This window comes from Niabella terrae (assembly GCF_054783135.1).
Genome location: NZ_BAAGRD010000041.1, coordinates 66,741 through 85,616, shown reverse-complemented (window position 1 = coordinate 85,616; position 18,876 = coordinate 66,741). Strand labels below are relative to the sequence as shown.

The following is an 18,876-nucleotide window of genomic DNA, read 5'->3' as shown; positions in this document are numbered from 1 at the left end:
ACGAGAGTGAACGCGGAAGGAATGGACTTACATGAGGCGGGTTTCTCATTGCAAAACAAACAACCCGGCAATTCCTTCCAACCGAAATGTGCGTGTGTCTGTTTCAAATTGCTACAAATAATCAATTAATTGTGAAACTTGCCCCTGTCTTAGCCCAATACCTGGCTATCCACAAAACTTTAAATTTACCCGGCATTGGTACCTTCAGTGCGGAAAACGCCTATGATCCTGAGATAGATTATGGGAAAAAAGGCGCTACCCTATTGAGTGTCAACTTTGAACAAAATAAGGTCAGCGAGCTGGACGATGAACTGATCAGTTTTGTTGCCAAGGAAACAGGCAAAATGAAAGTGCTGTCAGAATCCGATATCCGGTCACAGACTGATGGGATGATCGATTTTTTAAATACGGGAAAGCCTTATTTCCTTCAGGGAATCGGCACCCTGACCCGAAAACCGGATGGCACTTATGAATTTCATAAGGAAAAATACCATCATGTAGAGAAGAAAAGAGAATCCGCCATTACCGAAAAAAATTCGATCCCCCAGAGCTATATAGACAATTCCAGACGGCCGCGCAATAATAAACCGGCCGCACTGATCATGACCCTGGTCCTGCTGGCCATCGTAGCCATCATCTGGTTTTACGTCAAAAATTCGCAGACCGATCAACAGAAACTGGAAGATATTACCGAATCAGCGCTGGCATCGGATACCAGTGCGACGGCGGCGACCAGCCCGTCAACCACCACCCCAAAGGCAACTACACCCGGTGTTCCGGCCAACCAGTATAAATATATTCTGGAAATCATGCAGGAGCCCAGGGCTTCCAAAAGATTCAATCAACTGAAGACCATAAATTGGCCGGTACAACTCGAAACCCGGGATTCGGTGAATTTCACCTTATATATGTTACTGCCCAAAGCCGGAGCAGATACCACCCATGTCAAGGACTCCCTGACGGCGCTTTCCGGGAAGACGGTATGGATTGCTCATTAAACAGATACCCGGTCCGTCTGGCGACCTCACCCGCAGTTGGTACGACCAGCGATTGTATTCAGATTAAATCATATCCCTATGCGTATCATTTACGGATCACTGATCGCCTTCCTGCTGTATTGTTGTTCCTGCACCGGATCAAGGGAAGCCGCCATTAGAAAGCAGGCCCAAAAAGACATAGATCAACTCACTACCCTTATCGACCTGCGGGCGGATCAGACCCACAAAGCGCTGGCCATACAGACAGATTACCTCTCCCAGGCAAAAAAATTAAAAGATACGGCCACCGATGCACCTGCCCTGAAAAAAATCAGGGAACTGCGCGCCGATCAGTTCAGGGAATTACTGAGTCACCAGCAATACCTCCAATGGAAAATATGGGAACAGGGCGGGCCCAACCCCAATGTACCGATCAGATCCAACTAATGCCGGGCCTGACCGTATATCACCGAAAGAATTTATTTAGGCTATCGGAGTTTTGACCTCAGATTAGTTCCCGGAATTGCCCAGGGTATAAATCGTGTCTTTGAGTACCGGATTGGTATTGATGGTTACCGGAGCAATATTGATTGTCTGGCCAGATGCTCCTCTGGAAACACCTACACTGATGGGATCCAGACCGGAGAGCTTTCCATAAAAGCCCGCATCACCGGGTGTTGCGGTAATAATGGTGCCATTGATTTGTTCCAGAACGTCACCCCTTTTGATGCCTGCCTGTGCAGCCGGCGTATTGGGATATACATATTTGACGACCGCTACCAGCTGGGTCCGATCGCTATTGGTCCAGAAATAAGCCAGTCCCCAACCAAAGGCTTTGGGTTCGCCGGAGAAATCTGCAAATAAAGAGGAGACATCATCGGTAATCCAGGACCATCCATGATCGGTATCCAGGGGATAAAGGATATCATAAAAATAGGCTTCGGGGTCATTATCTGCGCTGTTGGGCGCCTTGTCTACGACATAATCCGACCATTTATAATATACAGATAGGCCATCGTAAACAAACTGGGAAACGGTATTGATGCCCGCGGCAGTTGTTCCGGCATCAGCCGCAAAGACCGGTGCCATTAGCACACTCCGGGTCAGCAGTTGGTCTTTCTTACTAAAAATCCGAGCGGGTGCCACACCAATCTTTCTGCCACCCGCAGGGGTTACCGCCCGCTGTTTTGCGACAAGCGGTGTGCCTTTAATTTCGTCCAGGGCAGTTGCCAGCAGGTAGTCCTCCGTATCGCCCAGGGGCAGGTAATAACTGGGATCATTCTCCTGAGAAGTTATTTTTATATCGGGCACCAGAGTGGCGGCCTCAGAGAAATCATTGCCCCGCGAATCCTTATAAATGGCCACGATGGGTTGCATCGCCCAATCCTTCAGCGAGTCTTTGGCACTGGCAGATAAATCTTCCGGATCATAGGTGGGCCAGGCGGCATCATTATAGTCATCGTAGGCGGTTACCGTAACCGAAGCGGTAAACTTACCCCCTGTCTCGCTGCCGATATGGACCACATTCATATACGGCCGCAGGCAATAAGTCAGGAGCTCTGCTGCCGAATAGGAATCATCGGTTGCAATAATATATACGGTCTCGAGGTCCAGGTTCGAGGCCAGTGCATCCGGCTTTAGTCGAACCTGACGATTACGGGTGCCATATAAATCGTTCATGAAATTGTTAAAATCCAGTTGGGTAAATACAGACTCGCCCGATACCGCGGATTGGGGGGCTATCAGGGAAGCCAGGTAACTGGCCGCGTTCAGGGAACCGCCATGATTATACCGCAGGTCTATGATCAGGTCGGTAACACCCGCTTTTTTAAACCGGGCAAATGCCGCTTCCAGACTGCTGTTATAGTTATCAATAAACTCGGTATAAAACAGGTAACCTACTTTTCTATCCTGACGATTATCAATGACATCTTTTTTATCAGGACAGGCAGTCAGCGTGATCATCAGCACCACCAGTGCCGGAATGATTTTTTTCATATATGCGGTGATTTTAACAAATTAAACTTAGTTAAAATTACCGGATAATCAATCCTAAACTGAAATTAATTAACTTTTGCCCATTACACCAATTTGGTTTACTTTTCGGGCCGCTTTTAATTGATTAAATATGAGCAAAAACGAACTGAGAAAAAGCCAGGCCCTGGAGTATCATGCCAAGGGTCGACCGGGGAAAATACAGGTCATTCCCACCAAAGAAGCCAAAACACAAAGAGACCTGTCACTGGCCTACTCCCCCGGCGTCGCTGTTCCCTGTCTGGAGATCGCCAAAAACAAAGAAGACGTATATAAATACACCGCCAAGGGCAATCTGGTCGCTGTCATCAGTAATGGTACTGCCGTGCTGGGACTGGGTGATATCGGTCCTGAAGCCGGCAAGCCGGTGATGGAAGGTAAGGGCGTTCTGTTTAAAATATTTGCCGATATAGATGTGTTTGATATTGAAATCAATGAGAAAAATCCGGAAAAACTGGTGGAAATCATCCAGGCACTGGAACCTACTTTCGGCGGCATCAATCTGGAAGATATTAAGGCGCCGGGTTGCTTTCATATCGAGCGGGAACTGAAAAAAAGGCTGAATATACCGGTCATGCATGACGACCAGCATGGTACCGCGATTATCAGTGCGGCCGCCCTGCAGAATGCATTGATCATACAGAAGAAAAAAATAGAAAAAACAAAATTTGTGATCAATGGGGCCGGCGCGGCCGCGATGGCCTGTGCCCTGCTCTACCAGCAGATGGGTGCCAGACCGGAGAACTTTATCATGTTCGATAGTAAGGGTGCGCTGCACCAGGGGCGTACCGGGCTGGATGAATTTAAAGCACCCTTCGCCCTGGCTAAAAAAGATTATACCCTGGCGGAAGCGGTTAAGGGTGCCGACGTTTTTATCGGGCTCAGTGCCCCCAATGTACTGACATCCGATATGGTCAAAAGCATGGCCAAGAATCCGATCGTATTTGCCATGGCGAACCCGGATCCGGAAATCACCTGGGAAGCAGCGACCAAAGCCCGCAAAGATGTGATTATGGCCACCGGACGCAGTGATTATCCCAACCAGGTTAATAATGTGCTGGGCTTCCCTTATATCTTCCGGGGTGCCCTGGACGTCAGGGCCACACAGATCAATATTGAGATGCAACTGGCGGCAGTGCAGGCCCTGGCGGAACTGGCCAAGACCCCGGTGCCTGATCTGGTCAACCTGGCTTACAACCAGCAAAGCATGCATTTCGGACCGGAATATATTATTCCCAAACCCCTGGATCCGCGACTGCTGGCTACGGTAGCACCCGCTGTTGCCAAAGCCGCCATCGATTCCGGCGTGGCCCGGGTGACCATCGATGACTGGGATCAATATGCCGAAGACCTTAACAAGCGACTGGGTCTGGACAATCATGTGCTCAGGATGCTGGGCACCCAGGCCAGAAGCAACCCCAAACGGATCGTTTTCGCAGAAGGCGATAATATCAATATCCTCAAGGCGGCGCAAATTGTACTTGATGAAGGCATCGGTTTTCCAACTCTGCTCGGAGACGTGAAAAAAATCCGGGATCTGGCGGCGGTACACCAGATTGATATCAGTGAAATGCCACTGATCGATCCCCGCGCCGAAGCAGTAAAAACACAGCGGCAGGCCTATATTGATGTTTTCTATAAAAACCGGTCGCGTAAAGGCTACACTTATAACGAAGCGGCCAAACTGATGGAAGACCGCAACTATTTTGGCTGTATGATGGTGGAATCCAATGATGCCGACTGTATGATTTCAGGATTGACCAAGCGTTATTCTGATGCCATCCGCCCGGCACTCCAGATCATTGGAACGGAAACGGGCGTTAAAAAGGTTGCCGGTATGTACCTGCTGATGACGACCCGTGGCCCCTTGTTCCTGGCAGATACCACGGTAAATATCTACCCCACCCCGGAAGAACTCGCGGAAATAGTCCGGCTCACCGCCCAGGAAGTGGCAGCTTTCAATATCCAGCCCCGGGTGGCGATGCTGAGTTATTCCAATTTTGGCAGCAGCAATACCGAGGAAGCCCAGCTTGTATCAAAGGCACGTGCGCTGGTCAAGGAACAGCAGCCCTCGCTGATCGTGGATGGTGAGATGCAGGCCAATGTAGCGCTCGACAATGCGCTGCTGAAGGAAATGTATCCTTTCAGTGAACTGGTCGGCAAGGAAGTGAATACCTTGATTTTCCCCAACCTGGCCTCAGGTAATATTGCTTATAATATACTTCGGGAAATCGGTTCCACCGACGCCATCGGACCTATCCTGCTGGGACTTAAAAAACCTGTACATTTGTTACAGCTGGGCAGCAGCGTCAATAATATCGTCAATATGGCGGTTATCGCCGTTACGGATGCCCAGATGAAATCCGCCGCCCGGACAACCAGAAAACGCGGCCGAAAACAATGAAAAATCCATAATCGGTAAATCAGCAGTACTTGAAATTATTAAAGGAATTCGGAAGTTATATTTTGATGTTCAGGGGCATGTTCAGAATGCCGGAGAACAAGCGGATGTACTGGAAACAATTCATGTTGCAGTGCAATGACATCGGCATTGGTTCACTGGGTATTATCTGCATCATTTCGGTATTTATCGGTGCGGTATCCACGGTACAGACCGCCTATCAGCTGGTCTCCCCGCTGATTCCCAAACAGACCATTGCCCAGATTGTACGGGATACCGTGATCCTGGAATTTGCACCCACCCTGAGCTGTATTGTGCTGGCGGGCGTAGTGGGCAGCAAGATCGCCAGTGAACTGGGTAATATGCGGGTCAGCGAACAGATTGACGCCCTGGAAATCATGGGTATCAATACCAAGGCCTATCTGATCCTGCCCAAGATCACCGCCGGTGTATTGATGATTCCGCTGCTCATCGTTCTGTCAATGGCCCTGGGCATCTGGGGTGGCCGTCTGGCCGGCACTGCGGCCGGGATTATCGATGCTTCTATATATGATAAAGGATTGTTGCTGGATTTCAACCCGTATAATATCTTCTTTGCTTTAACCAAAAGTTTTGTATTTGCCTTTATCATCACCAGTGTGCCGGCATTCTATGGTTACTATGTGAAAGGAGGCGCCCTGGAAATCGGTCATTCCAGTACCCGGGCGGTCGTGGTATCCTGTGTATTGCTGCTCCTGGCTGATTATGTGCTTTCGGCCTTACTGCTCTAAGCATTACCGGCATCACCGGCGCTTGTACTTTCCGGCAGCCGGAATATTAAAACAACCTGTATGATCGAATTAAAAAATATTAAGAAGAGTTTTGGCGACAAAGTAGTTCTTCGAGAGGTTGATGCCGTCCTGGACCCCGGTAAATGCAATCTGATTATCGGTTCCAGCGGTAGCGGAAAGACCGTGCTGATGAAATGCATTGTAGGTCTGATGCCGCCTTCCTCAGGAGAAGTATTGTATAACGGCCGCAATTATATTACCATGTCACTGGAAGACCGGAAAGCGATCCGTAAAGATATCGGCATGCTTTTTCAGGGATCCGCACTCTTTGACAGCCAGACGGTGGAACAGAATGTCATTTTTCCGCTGGATATGTTCACCCATGATAAATATGCGATAAAAAAAGCAAGGATCAAGGAAGTCCTCGACCGGGTAAAAATCCCTGAGGATGCCTACCGGAAATTCCCTTCCGAAATCAGCGGCGGGATGCAAAAAAGAGTGGCGCTGGCCCGGGCAATCGTATTGAATCCCAAATACCTTTTTTGCGATGAACCCAATTCCGGCCTGGACCCCCAAACTGCCATGGTCATTGATAAGCTGATTCAGGAAATCACCCAGGAGTTCAATACCACGACAATCATGAACACCCATGACATGAACAGCGTGATGGAGATCGGCGACCATATTGTCTATATGCATAAAGGGGAAAAGGAATGGGAAGGCACCAATAAGGAAATCATCTACAGTGACAATAAAAAGCTGAACGAATTTATTTTTGCATCTGAGTTTCTCCAGGATGCCAAAAATATGCGCACCATTCAGGAAACCGGTGAAATCCCGAAAAACGTCAGCAGTGAAGTCCGTGACATTCTGGAAGATAAATTCCGGACCGATATGGATGGAGACGGGATTGTAGGTACCAGTTAAACACCATTGGCGATCCCCCTGAAATTTTCCCGCCATGACGCCGATTTCACGGAATAGGCGTTCCGCTGGAGTCCGCCCTGCCCATGGCAGGGAAAAAACTGCGCCAAAAATCGATTTTTCAGCGAAGCCCTCTGCTGGTCCGGTCCGGACGGACCCTGTGGCGGCAGGCACCGTCTCATAAAGTATCCCTGACCTTAAAAAATTTTATGTACGTTTGCAGCCAATCTGAAAAAAATCAACAATGGCAGTATTAGTTAATAAGGATTCAAAAGTATTGGTGCAGGGCTTTACCGGCACTGAAGGTAGTTTTCATGCTTCTCAAATGATAGAATACGGCACCAATGTCGTTGGTGGCGTAACGCCGGGTAAAGGCGGCACTTCGCACCTGGACCGTCCTGTTTTTAATACCGTTGCAGACTGTGTAAAAAATACAGGCGCCGATGTCAGCATTATTTTTGTTCCGCCGGCATTTGCCGCTGATGCCATTATGGAATCTGCTGATGCCGGTATCGAACTGATCGTCTGTATTACCGAAGGCATTCCGGTACAGGATATGATTAAAGTACAGCAATACCTGCAGGGTAAAAATGTGCGCCTTATCGGACCCAACTGTCCGGGCGTTATTACAGCAGGTGCCTGTAAAGTAGGTATCATGCCCGGATTTGTATTTATCCCGGGACGCATTGGCATCGTTAGTAAATCAGGCACCCTGACTTATGAAGCCGCCGATCAGGTAGCGAAAGCAGGTCTGGGTATCAGCACAGCCATCGGCATCGGAGGGGATCCCATCATTGGTACTACAACCAAAGAAGCCGTAGAACTTTTTATGAACGATCCTGAAACCGACGCCATCGTAATGATTGGAGAAATCGGCGGTGGTATGGAAGCTGAAGCCGCCAACTGGATTAAGGACAGTGGCAATAAAAAACCGGTAGTAGGCTTTATTGCAGGGCAGACAGCGCCTCCCGGACGCCGGATGGGTCATGCGGGTGCTATCGTAGGTGGCGCTGATGATACCGCTGCGGCAAAAATGAAAATCATGACCGAATGCGGCATTCATGTGGTCAGCAGCCCTGCAGATATTGGGAAAACCATGGCTGATATTATCAACAAATAACAAACTTCGCTAAAAATACCTGATCCGGTTATGCATGCATAGCCGGATTTTTTTATCTGCCGTCCCCAACTTCACCCTGAATAATTTTACTAAAAGGCGGGCCATCCTTTACCCCTCACTGCTGTCGGATCTGTTTCAGTGCCGCCGCCAGTTCGGCGACTTTTTCCGGATACTGCACTGCCAGGTTATTTTTCTCACCGGGGTCCTTACGCAGATCATAGAGCTGGGCTTTTTTGGAATTTCCGGTTTCTGTATGGGTGTTTTTGGTCATGGCCACCCCTGCCCTTGGCGGGATATATTTCCAATGTCCCCGGATCATCGAAAGACTCGGCCCCTGCTGCACATAGTCCTGTCGTCCCGTATTGGATTTACCTAGAAAAGCCGCCAGATGATCTTCACTGTCCTGACCTGAGGGCAGGGCGGGTTGTTGCAGGAGTCGGTTAAAGGATGCCAGAAAGTCCATCTGGCTGACCAGGGCATCAGAAATTCCGGGCTGTATGACGGCAGGCCAGCGAATGATCAGGGGAACCCGGGTACCGGCTTCAAAGGAACTGTATTTACCGCCCCTTAAGGGGCCCGCCGGACGGTGGGTGCCTACCAGTTCTTCGGCCTGGTCCTGGTACCCATCATCCAGGACGGGACCATTATCACTCGAAAAAATAATCAGGGTATTTTCTTCCAGGCCCAGGTACCTGAGTTGTTTCATGATCTCACCCACGGTCCAGTCCAGTTGAAGAATGGCATCGCCCCGCAGTCCCATGCCGCTCTTGCCTTTAAATATGGTTGCCGGCATGCGGGGAACATGGGGCTCCGTCAGGGCAAAAAACAGGAAAAATGGCTGTGCTTTATGGGTCTCAATAAAAGATTGCGCTTTGTTCAGAAAAGTCAGCGACAGCTCTTCATCCGTCCAGCGGGCGGTCTTTCCACCGGTCATAAATCCAATCCTGCCGATGCCGTTGACGATGGTATTATTATGCCCGTGAGAAGACAGGAGTTTCAGTAATTCCGGGTGCTCCAGGCCGGTGGGCTCATGACCGATTTTTTGCTGATAATCTACCGCAATGGGATCCCCGGGATCCAGACCTACCACCCTGTGGTTTTCCAGAAATACCGTCGGAACCCGGTCGGCTGTCGCCGGAAAAATAAAGCTCTGATCAAAGCCGAGTTCCAGGGGTCCGGGGCGGACTTCGCCGTTCCAGTCCTTGGCGACCTGGGTGCCCAGCCCCAGGTGCCATTTGCCTACGATGCCTGTTTGGTAACCGGCCTGTTTAAACATCCGGGGCAGGGTCATCTTATCCACGGGAATGATCAGGGCGGCATCGCCCGGCAGAATGGCGGCACCCACCCTCCAGGGATACTGTCCGGTCATAAGGGCATACCGGGAAGGTGTACAGGTGGCAGAACTGCTGTGTCCATTGGTAAAGCGCAGGCCTTCGGCGGCCAGCTGGTCCAGATGCGGTGTACGCAGTTGGGTGGCACCGTAACAACTCAGGTCGCCATAACCCAGGTCATCCGCATAAATCAGGATCACATTGGGACGTTTTTCCTGAGCCCGCAGTCCGGTACAGACGACCAGCAGGGCCAAAAAAAGCAACAGGGTTCGGGAAATCTGATTTTTCATTGACAAGTATTTTACAAACCGGAAATTATTAAAAAACAGTGAAACCGGAGCTGCGCTTTTGTTGGCTGCACCTCCGGCACCCCTACCGGACCATGAATTCATCGGCAAAGATCCATCCGGGTTGGCCGGCACCGCTATGTCCCGGCGGGCAAATGGTATGGGTGGCATGCACCCGGATATACCGTGCCCGGGTTCCCTTTTCCAGCTTACTGGTAAAATCAAAAATCTGTTCGGGGGTGTGAATATCTACGGGATTTTCTACCACCGGTAATTGTTTAAAATTGAGGCTGTCCAATGAAATCGAAAACTGCACCTGCCCGGGCAGGAAAATCCAGTCCTTGTATTTCTGCAGACAACCCAGGCTGATCTCATGGAGTACGGTTTCCCTGCCCAGATCGATGACGGCTTCGAAATCCTTAGCTGAAAAGCCATGCCAGAATCGGTTGATGGCCATACTGCCCCGGATGCCGTTTACAAGCGTTGAAGGTCCTTCCGCCTTATAATAATTGCTGACCGGATGGATATAATGCAGTTCCGCGCCGATGGCCTGATGTTTCACAAAATTCTGACGTGCCGCCTCATTGCCTTTTATGACGCCATATTGTTCTATGGATGCTTTCAACAGCATCGAACTGTCAATGGGTATCGGTCCGTTGTATATGGCGGACTGTAGATCAGGCTCACGGCCATCCGTCGTATAATGGATAATCGTTCCGGGAATTTCCGAAGACAGCGTGGCGGTGAGCCGGCCGTCCTGAAATCCGGGCTGTATCCGAACCGTGAAATTACCTTTACTGTAATTCAGGCCCTGTTGATCGAACCTCTTGAAATGCTGTTGGACCCGGGCATTAAAATCATCCCAGTTCTTCCTGGCGGGTGGCGTCCAGTCGAGTTCCGCCAAAGCCAGCATCCGCGGTAGTATCATGTACTCGGCATGTAAACCGCTGGTAATATGCTCCGCCCAGAGATTGGCCTGGGCGCCCAGGATATACCGCCGTTTATCGGCAGGCAATTCCGCAGGTATGGGATCATACTGATACACGGCCGCCAGTGTATTCATACCCCCGAAAGCCAGGGGTTCTCCCTGCGGTCCTGCCTGGTAATGGTCAAAATACAGGGGACTTCCGGGTGTCATCACAACATCATGGTTCATTTTGGCTGCTTCTATGCCCCCTCTTTCGCCCCGCCAGCTCATTACGGTCGCCTCGGGTGCGAGGCCACCTTCCAGAATTTCATCCCAACCAATCATGGTCCTTCCCCGGGCAACAATGATCTTTTCCATCCGCCGGATAAAATAGCTCTGGAGTTCTTCTTCATTGCGCAGCCCCAGCGCCTTCATTCGGGCCTGACACCTGGGACAATTTTTCCAGGAAGTTTTATCCACCTCATCTCCGCCGATATGGATATACCGGGAAGGAAACAATTCCATCAGCTCCTTCAAAACGTTTTCCGCAAATAGGAATACACTGTCATTGCCGATACAGAAATTGGAACTCATATGATGGTAATCACCACCCGTCATGGGCAATTGCGGCACCTGACTACAACTCAGGTTTGGATAGGCGGCGATGGCTGCTGCACTGTGGCCGGGCATATCAATTTCAGGTACGATATTGACCGACCGGTCCGCAGCATATTGTACAATATCACGGATCTGCTGCTGGGTATAATATCCGCCGTAAGTAGCCAGCTGGCCCGGTTTTGCCTGTGGCCGGCTGCTCCAGGGCAGGTGGTTCTGGTCTACCCGCCAGGCAGCGACATCCGTAAGCCGGGGATATTTTTTTATTTCGATCCGCCAGCCCTGATCATCCGACAGATGCCAGTGAAAGCTGTTAAGTTTATAAGTTGCCAGCAGGTCGATATATTTCTTAATAAAGTCCGGACCGAAAAAATGCCGGCTCACATCCAGGTGCAGGCCCCGCCAGCCAAATCGTGGATAATCCTTAATCGACACTGCCGGCAATGTCAGGTCTTGATTGGTTCGCATGGCAGGCAGCAACTGCAGCAGCGATTGTATGCCATAAAAAATACCCGCCTTCTGGCTGGCGCGGATGCGCACACCCCTCGCGCTGATATCCAACAGATAACCTTCCTTACCGATTTCCGGTAGGGCCGTCAGCTCCAATACGATCGCATTCTGCTGTCCGGTGCCGGTATTGAGATGCAGGCCGGATATCTTTCCCAGATAATCCGACAAATAACCGGCTACCGCCTGTAGCGCCGCATTCCCCTGGTCATAATTCAGGCGGGTCTGCTGGTTGATAGTAAACTGTCCTTCGGTACGCTGCAGGGATACCGGTGCCGGAATGATCGGCAGTTCCTGGGCCTGTATCGCCGCGCCTGACATGCAGAGCGTCAGGGCTATAAAAATCCGGATTCTTTTAAACATGGGTCTCTGATTTCTTTTTAATGAATTTCGTCATCTGCTGCGGGCACAAAGGTAAACATCCATTTTACGGGATGCTGCCAGTCACGGCCCCTGAAGCTGCCCACCGGCATTTTCAACAGGATTTGATTCCAGCCTTTTTTCAGCGGGATCCGGGTGGCCGGCCGGTAAGCATAATCCTCGTCTGCCAGCGGTATTTCTGCATGGCCTTTCCAGCCCGGATGCGCCCATTGCGGCGGCGGCACTAACTGCCCGTTAACCCAGACAGCGCTGCCTTTTTCATCCCAGGCACCTGCAGGAGGACTGTCGGTGGCTGTGGATCGTGAAAGATTATTAAAGCCCACCCAGAATTTTCCGGTACCGGCGGTATCGGACCAGATGCGGGTTCGGGCATACCAGGTGCTGTTTTCCCTGGGTTCTTTCAAGGCGCCCTGGATCAATGGTGCCCACCAGTGTCGAAGCACCACCGTGCCACCCATCGCCCTGGCCGATGCAGCCGGGACAGCTTCTGATAGGGTCTCCGGTGTAAAGCTCCGGCTGAGCAGGCCATCATTGTCATAAGGGCCAATAAGTTCCCATTGCAGCATGGATTGCCGCTGATAGGGAAATGGTTGATGTTGAAAATACAGGGTTTTATGCTCCAGCAACCGGTTTTCAAAATCCCGGAATCCGGTGACGTCTCCTTCACTGATATTGGAAATCCAATGGGGCGCTCCCCCACCCTCCCAGGTTCTTTCGGCAAATGCCAGCATACCGGGATACACCGGATTCATGCGCAAGATATCCAGCTCCGATCGCACTGCACGGTCATGCCATATACAGAGGGTAGCCCCTTTCATGGATGAAGTCTCCCGGTCCACATCGCCGATACGTCGGTTGAAAATGGTTACGACGGCTTCCAGCGGATCCATATGGTTCAGGTACAAATGCCTGGAGTCAATACATTGGATGCTGTCGCCGCTTCTGAGATGGGTTTCATCCTGCATCCACAGTTGTCGCATAACGGTGGAAGGAAAATTACCTCCCGGTTGCCAACCAATCACTTTTCTGCCTTTGCTTTCCAGTAGCCGGGTCATCTGCGGCACAAAATCGGGATTGCTGATATGCACTTCATCGGCACCCATATGTATATAGGGCAAGTCATAGTTCTCGCAAAATTCAAGGATCAGCTCCTTGACATAGTGCATCCCGGTATCAGATTGCATATCTGTATGCATGGCCCGCCTGAAGGCAGCACTATGGCCGGGCATGTCGATCTCTGGTACCAGTGTGATATGTTTTTGCCGACAATAACTGATGAGTTCCTGCAAATCGGCTTTTGTATAATACATGCCCTTATTGCGGAGCATATGCTCCGGACGGTTCAGCTGGGGATATTTATCGGAGGCAAAACGCCAGGCAATATCTTCGGTCGCATGGAAATGAAAGACGTTAAACTTGTAGCGGCTCATTACATCAATCTGCTGTTTGAGCAATTCCATTGACATATAATTGCGACCGACATCAACCATATAACCGCGCCAGGAGAAAGCCGGCGCATCATTAATGCGGCAGGCATCCACGGTAGTCCCGTTGCGACAGAGTTGTCGCAGGGTCTGGATGCCGTTGAATACCCCATGGGCCGTAGCTGCCCGGAGCATTATATACGCGGTATCCACCAGCAACTGATAGGCTTCCTCTCCTTTCAAAGTAGGATCCAGCCGTAGTTCGATAAAGGGTTGTCCGGCCCTTTTCTTGTCTCGCACCGCCACCCGGATGCCCCGCTGCGCCAAATCCTGCTGCAACTGCAGGGCTTCTGATTTCAGGGCCGTATCGGTCACTACCAGGTCCCTGCATTGATAGAGCGGAAAAAATCCTTTATTCCAGTCCAGTTCCCGGGGTGCGGGAATCAATGCCGGCTTCTCCTGCAGATCGAAAACATGGGGAAAAATCAGCTGCTTCCATACCATATATCCCCGGCCTTTCAAATGCAAGCCGTCATTGGTATAAGCCGGCTGCAGGCGTCCCGCCTGATCACAGAAATGCGTATACAGATCAATAAAAACATAATGCCCTTCCCGGGCCCGGGCGGAGAGTACCTTGTTGATCCGCCGGATAGCAGCGGTTTTATTCGTATGGTTGCTGAATTTGCCGAAGGCAGCATTGACCGGCAGCAGGCTTTGAATATAGAGCCGGGTAGCCGGACGATACGCGTGCACCAGGGCCGCGATCCGGCTGATATTGTTCAGGATACTGTCTTCGGTAATGCCGCGGGCCAGGTCATTGATTCCGATCATCAGAAAAACCTTGGCGGGATTTCTGTCCAAAACTGTTCCCAGCCGGTTGAGTACGCCGGCACTGAGATCACCGCTGATACCCCGGTTCCGGATGCGGGCATCTCCAAACAGCTCCGTCCACTCCGCACCATCGGTAATACTGTTGCCCAGAAAAATGATAGCACCCCTGCTTGCGGGCAACAGTTCAAACTGACTTACCCGTTGGTGATAGTAGGGTGAAAACAAACTGTCCGGCCAATGCGGCAATGGTAACTGGGCGCGGAGGGTGCTGAACAGCCCGCTGCTGAAAATAAATACAGCCAATAATAAGCAGGTGGACCTTCGTTTTCTTTTTCTTATGGATGTGATGGAAAAAATGGCCATCATTTCTTTTCTTGATAGATAGTTATTAAAAATGCAGGGACCTGATTTCAGCAACCCCATCGAAATACCATGCGGATCTTTCCGGGCAGCTTCTTAAAATGGAAAGAGCGGACTGGGCCGGTGTGCCTGGCGCATATAGCCTTCCAGGCGAGCGGCTACCTGAGGGTATGCCTTCGCCAGGTCGAACTGTTCCTTCGGATCTTTTTCAAGATTATATAATTCAACCGGCCCGTTCCGGTCCCTGGAAACATTCAGACGGACGGCTTTCCATTTTCCTGAACGCACCGCCTGGCGACCACCGCCTTCATGAAATTCCCAATACAGGTAGGGATGCGTCGCCTGGCGTTTCCCAAGAAGTGTGGGCATAAAGGAAATCCCATCGGTATGGGGATCAGTCCCGGCACCGATTATTTCCAGTAAAGTGGGCATGATATCCCAGAAAGCGCCTATAAAGCCGGACCGGCTGCCTGCTTTAATTTTGCCCGGCCAGCGTACGATCAACGGCGTTTTAATGCCCCCTTCATACAAATCTCTTTTCAGTCCCCGCATCCCCGCATTACTGTTAAAAAAAGCGGGATCGGCGCCGCCTTCTTTGTGGGCGCCGTTATCGCTGGCAAAAAGCACCAGGGTATTGGAAGCAAGGCCGAGTGTCTCGAGCTGATCCAGAATCTGGCCCACGTAGGCATCCATTCTGCTTACCATCGCCGCATATACGGCCCGTGGCTCCGCCTGGGAGGCATAGCTGCCACCGCCCCGCTGGTAAGGTTGCTCAGGAAATTTTCCGGCATACATTTTATAAAACTGGTCATCCGGCCCTTCCAGACCCGCATGTGGCAGGATCGTAGGCACGAATAGAAAAAACGGACGGTCTTTATTTTCTTCAATAAAAGCCAGGGTTTGGGCCTGGATCAGTGCCGGTGCATATGTTCGTCGGCTTTCACTGCTATTCCCTTTCAGTTCCACACGGGTTTGATTGCTCCAGAGATGATCCGGATAGTAGCTGTGTGACTGGCGCTGACAGTTATAGCCAAAGAATACATCAAATCCTTTTTTAATAGGGTCGCCACTGCTGCCCACCATTCCCAAACCCCATTTACCAAAAGCACCGGTAGTATAACCCGCCTGTCTGAGTCGTCCCGCCAGGGTCACCACGGAATCGGCCAGGGGCTCCTGCCCTTCCGGCTGGATCTCCTTATTGCCCCGTATATAGGTATGGCCGGTATGCTGTCCCGTCATCAGCGAAGACCGCGAAGGCGCACAGACAGACGTACCTGCATAAAAATTGGTAAAGCGCATGCCCGTTGCCGCCAGCTGGTCTATCCGGGGTGTCTGGATGATCCGCTGTCCTGTACAACCCAGATCGCCATAACCCAGGTCATCCGCGAGAATCAATACGATATTGGGTTTCGATGCCGGCGCCAACTGGCCCCGGGCCGAAACATTCCAAAGTCCGGCAAAAAGAACGCTTAAAAACCAAAATTTTTTCATATCCTGTATTTTGACAATAAGAAAAACTTTCAGGTAACGGAGCTTGGCTGTAATATTCAATTGACGCATCTGTGCCAACGAGCCCTGCCCTGGTCCGGTTTGCTTTTCGACTACTTCTAAAAGCTCAGATATCTTTGTAAAAAAGGGTTTTCGCTTCCTGGTCATCGTAGTCTTCGATAAGTCCGAGCAAACGGGCTTTCAAATCAGCAACCAGTTTCTTCGAAGACGGATCGTCATAAATATTATGTAATTCCCGGGGATCTTTCTCCAGATCAAACAGTTCCCAGCTCTCCACCCGCTTATAAAAACGGATCAGCTTGTATCTTTTTGTCCTGATCCCGAAATGCGGTGACACCGAATGCTCGCCGTTCTCATAATAGTGGTAATACATGGCTTCCCGGCTCTTATAGGGCTGATGGCGCAGGAGGGGCAGAAAGGATTTCCCCTGAATGGCCGCGGGGACCTGGGCGCCGGCAAGATCCAGTAAGGTCGGGGCGATATCAATATTCATTACAAAATCATCGATCCGGGTGCCTGGTTGAACCACTCCGGGATAACGCATCACCAGGGGGGTTCTGAAGGATTCCTCATACATAAAACGTTTGTCAAACCAACCGTGTTCTCCCATATAAAAACCCTGGTCCGACATATATATTACTACCGTGTTCCGGGTCAGTTGCTGCTGGTCCAGATAATCGAGTACCCGGCTGATATTCCGGTCCAGGGAGGCTGCTGTGGACAGATACGCCCGCATGTACTGCTGGTATTTCCATCGGATCAACTCGTCGCCCTGCAGCTGCTGCCGGTCCAGGACCTGGCGGATACTGTCATAGTAACCCATAAATACCCGGCGCTGGTCCGCATTCATGCGGGCAATAGAACCCTGTTTGTCGACTTCGGCAGGATCCTTAAACATTTTCAGGTCATAACCCATGATCAGGGTTTTGGCAACGCTCATATCCTGAACAGCAGCTGCCTGGCGGGTCGCATAATCATCATAGAAAGTGGCCGGCATTTCAAATTTCACGCTATCGAAACGATGCAGGTCTTCCAGATCCGGCATCCAGGTCCGATGGGTGGCCTTATGGCCAATTACCAGACAAAAAGGTTTGTCTTCATCCCGTCGTTCCAGCCATTGCTCGGACAGGTCGGTAATTATATTGCTCACATAACCGGTATAATGCTTCCTGAGGTTGCCGGTTTCGATAAAATCGGGATTATAATAATGTCCCTGACCAGGCAGGATGCTATAGTAATCAAAGCCCTGGGGGATACTGTCACCCAGGTGCATTTTACCGATCCAGGCCGTCTGGTATCCTGCCTGCTGCAGGCCCTTCAAAAAGATATCCTGGTTAAAATTAAAATTGGAATTCTCATTGTCCCTGAATCCGTTCTTATGACTGTATTTCCCGGTCATAATCGAAGCCCGGCTGGGGCCACAGATGGAATTGGTCACATAGGCGCCGGTAAATAAAACCCCTTCCCGGGCGATCCGGTCAATTCCGGGGGTTTGCATCCATCGGCTGCCATAGGCACTGATGGTCTGAAAAGCATGATCGTCCGAAATAATAAATACAATATTGGGCTGCTCCTGGGCGGATAACCTGCCCACGGTAATCAACAGTAGCAATAGAAAATATCCTTTCGGCTTGCTAAAATTTAAAAGACGCATAGTTTACCAGAATTATGATCAGTTTCAAAAAATTAAAAATGGTTCTTGGCAGGCTTATTCCTGACCACCAAGCAGCCTGCTGTAACAAAACCTTCGCGCATAAAGAAGGTGGCGGCGTCGGTTGCATTCCCCGGTTATTCTGACAAACGCAAAAAATGGTTATCCAGGTGACTCCGCATGCCCTTTCTGAATTCATCCGGATCGCCTTTCTCCAGGATGCTTACCAGTTGCTTATGTGAAACAAACTTTTTCGGGCTGCTGACCGACTTAAACAGCGAACTTTTTTCAACAAATCCGAATATGGGAAATAATAACTGTTGAAATTTCTTTAAGGTTTCATTATGTGAGATCTCGTATAATTTCCCATGAAAAGCAATCTCATAGGAAGGGTCGAACATACGATTCCTGGAAGAAGCCGGCTCATTTTTGACGATCTGTTTCAGTTCCTTTATATCCGCATCCGTAATATGCCTGAATAGCAGGTCCGCCATGCCGATCTCGAGAATCAGCCGGATCTCAAAAATTTCCTTCAGCGTATCCTCACTAAGAATAAAAGGATTCATGCTCTTGGCCAGGGTACCGAAAATATCGGGATTGGTTATGACAGCCCCTTTCTTCTTTTTAGAATCAATGAGCCCCATCAGCCGCAGACGCATTAACGCTTCACGAATCACGGTTCTGCTGACACCCAATGCGCTGGCCAGCTCCAGTTCCTTGGGTATGCTATCGCCCACTTTCAACTTTCGCTGGTGTAATAATTCTATCAGTCTGGCTTCTACTTTTTCGACAAGACTCTTGGTATCTATTGATTTAAAAACGTTCTCCATATGTCCAGTAAGATGAA

General features: G+C 50.3%; 13 protein-coding genes. 6 read left to right on the top strand and 7 right to left on the bottom strand.

Annotated elements, in window-relative coordinates; all coding sequences use genetic code 11:
• Positions 1 to 131 precede the first annotated feature (131 nt).
• On the top strand, positions 132 to 998 hold the full coding sequence (locus ACYVI9_RS17695) for a hypothetical protein (protein ID WP_460767340.1): 867 nt from the start codon (positions 132 to 134) through the stop codon (positions 996 to 998).
• 78 nt (positions 999 to 1,076) lie between these two features.
• A complete protein-coding gene (locus tag ACYVI9_RS17690) occupies positions 1,077 to 1,424 on the top strand; it encodes a hypothetical protein (protein ID WP_460767337.1) in 348 nt (115 codons plus the stop codon).
• A 63-nt stretch (positions 1,425 to 1,487) separates the two neighbouring features.
• Here ACYVI9_RS17690 and ACYVI9_RS17685 read toward each other — a convergent pair whose 3' ends face one another.
• Complete coding sequence (locus ACYVI9_RS17685; RefSeq protein ID WP_460767335.1) at positions 1,488 to 2,975, bottom strand: S41 family peptidase; 1,488 nt, start codon at positions 2,973 to 2,975, stop codon at positions 1,488 to 1,490.
• A gap of 130 nt (positions 2,976 to 3,105) precedes the next feature.
• On the opposite strand from ACYVI9_RS17685, the gene ACYVI9_RS17680 reads away from it, so the two are divergent.
• The 4 genes from ACYVI9_RS17680 to sucD all read left to right on the top strand — a co-directional run bounded on the left by ACYVI9_RS17680 (position 3,106) and on the right by sucD (position 8,226).
• Entirely contained in the window at positions 3,106 to 5,415 is a 2,310-nt protein-coding gene (locus ACYVI9_RS17680; RefSeq protein WP_460767332.1) for an NADP-dependent malic enzyme, read from the top strand.
• 29 nt (positions 5,416 to 5,444) lie between these two features.
• The gene (locus ACYVI9_RS17675) at positions 5,445 to 6,182 is read left to right on the top strand and encodes an MlaE family ABC transporter permease (protein WP_460767330.1); all 738 of its coding nucleotides are present in this window, start codon (positions 5,445 to 5,447) and stop codon (positions 6,180 to 6,182) included.
• Positions 6,183 to 6,242: 60 nt separating this feature from the next.
• Positions 6,243 to 7,109: an ABC transporter ATP-binding protein gene (locus tag ACYVI9_RS17670; protein WP_460767328.1), complete on the top strand. Its 867-nt coding sequence runs from the start codon at positions 6,243 to 6,245 to the stop codon at positions 7,107 to 7,109.
• Positions 7,110 to 7,350: 241 nt separating this feature from the next.
• The gene (sucD, locus tag ACYVI9_RS17665) at positions 7,351 to 8,226 is read left to right on the top strand and encodes a succinate--CoA ligase subunit alpha (RefSeq protein WP_460767325.1); all 876 of its coding nucleotides are present in this window, start codon (positions 7,351 to 7,353) and stop codon (positions 8,224 to 8,226) included.
• Positions 8,227 to 8,341: 115 nt separating this feature from the next.
• Here the strand turns inward: sucD and ACYVI9_RS17660 are convergent, their stop codons facing one another.
• The 6 genes from ACYVI9_RS17660 to ACYVI9_RS17635 form a co-directional block, all read right to left on the bottom strand.
• Positions 8,342 to 9,847 carry a sulfatase family protein gene (locus ACYVI9_RS17660; RefSeq protein WP_460767323.1) on the bottom strand — a complete coding sequence of 502 codons (1,506 nt, stop codon included), beginning with the start codon at positions 9,845 to 9,847 and terminating at the stop codon, positions 8,342 to 8,344.
• 82 nt (positions 9,848 to 9,929) lie between these two features.
• Complete coding sequence (locus ACYVI9_RS17655) at positions 9,930 to 12,236, bottom strand: glycoside hydrolase family 20 protein (RefSeq protein WP_460767321.1); 2,307 nt, start codon at positions 12,234 to 12,236, stop codon at positions 9,930 to 9,932.
• Positions 12,237 to 12,253: 17 nt separating this feature from the next.
• A complete protein-coding gene (locus ACYVI9_RS17650; protein WP_460767318.1) occupies positions 12,254 to 14,812 on the bottom strand; it encodes a family 20 glycosylhydrolase in 2,559 nt (852 codons plus the stop codon).
• Between the two features lie 153 nt (positions 14,813 to 14,965).
• Positions 14,966 to 16,360, bottom strand: a complete 1,395-nt coding sequence (locus tag ACYVI9_RS17645; protein WP_460767315.1) for an arylsulfatase — start codon at positions 16,358 to 16,360, stop codon at positions 14,966 to 14,968.
• A gap of 124 nt (positions 16,361 to 16,484) precedes the next feature.
• The gene (locus ACYVI9_RS17640; RefSeq protein WP_460767313.1) at positions 16,485 to 18,032 is read right to left on the bottom strand and encodes a sulfatase family protein; all 1,548 of its coding nucleotides are present in this window, start codon (positions 18,030 to 18,032) and stop codon (positions 16,485 to 16,487) included.
• 134 nt (positions 18,033 to 18,166) lie between these two features.
• On the bottom strand, positions 18,167 to 18,859 hold the full coding sequence (locus tag ACYVI9_RS17635; RefSeq protein ID WP_460767311.1) for a FadR/GntR family transcriptional regulator: 693 nt from the start codon (positions 18,857 to 18,859) through the stop codon (positions 18,167 to 18,169).
• Positions 18,860 to 18,876: the final 17 nt, after the last annotated feature.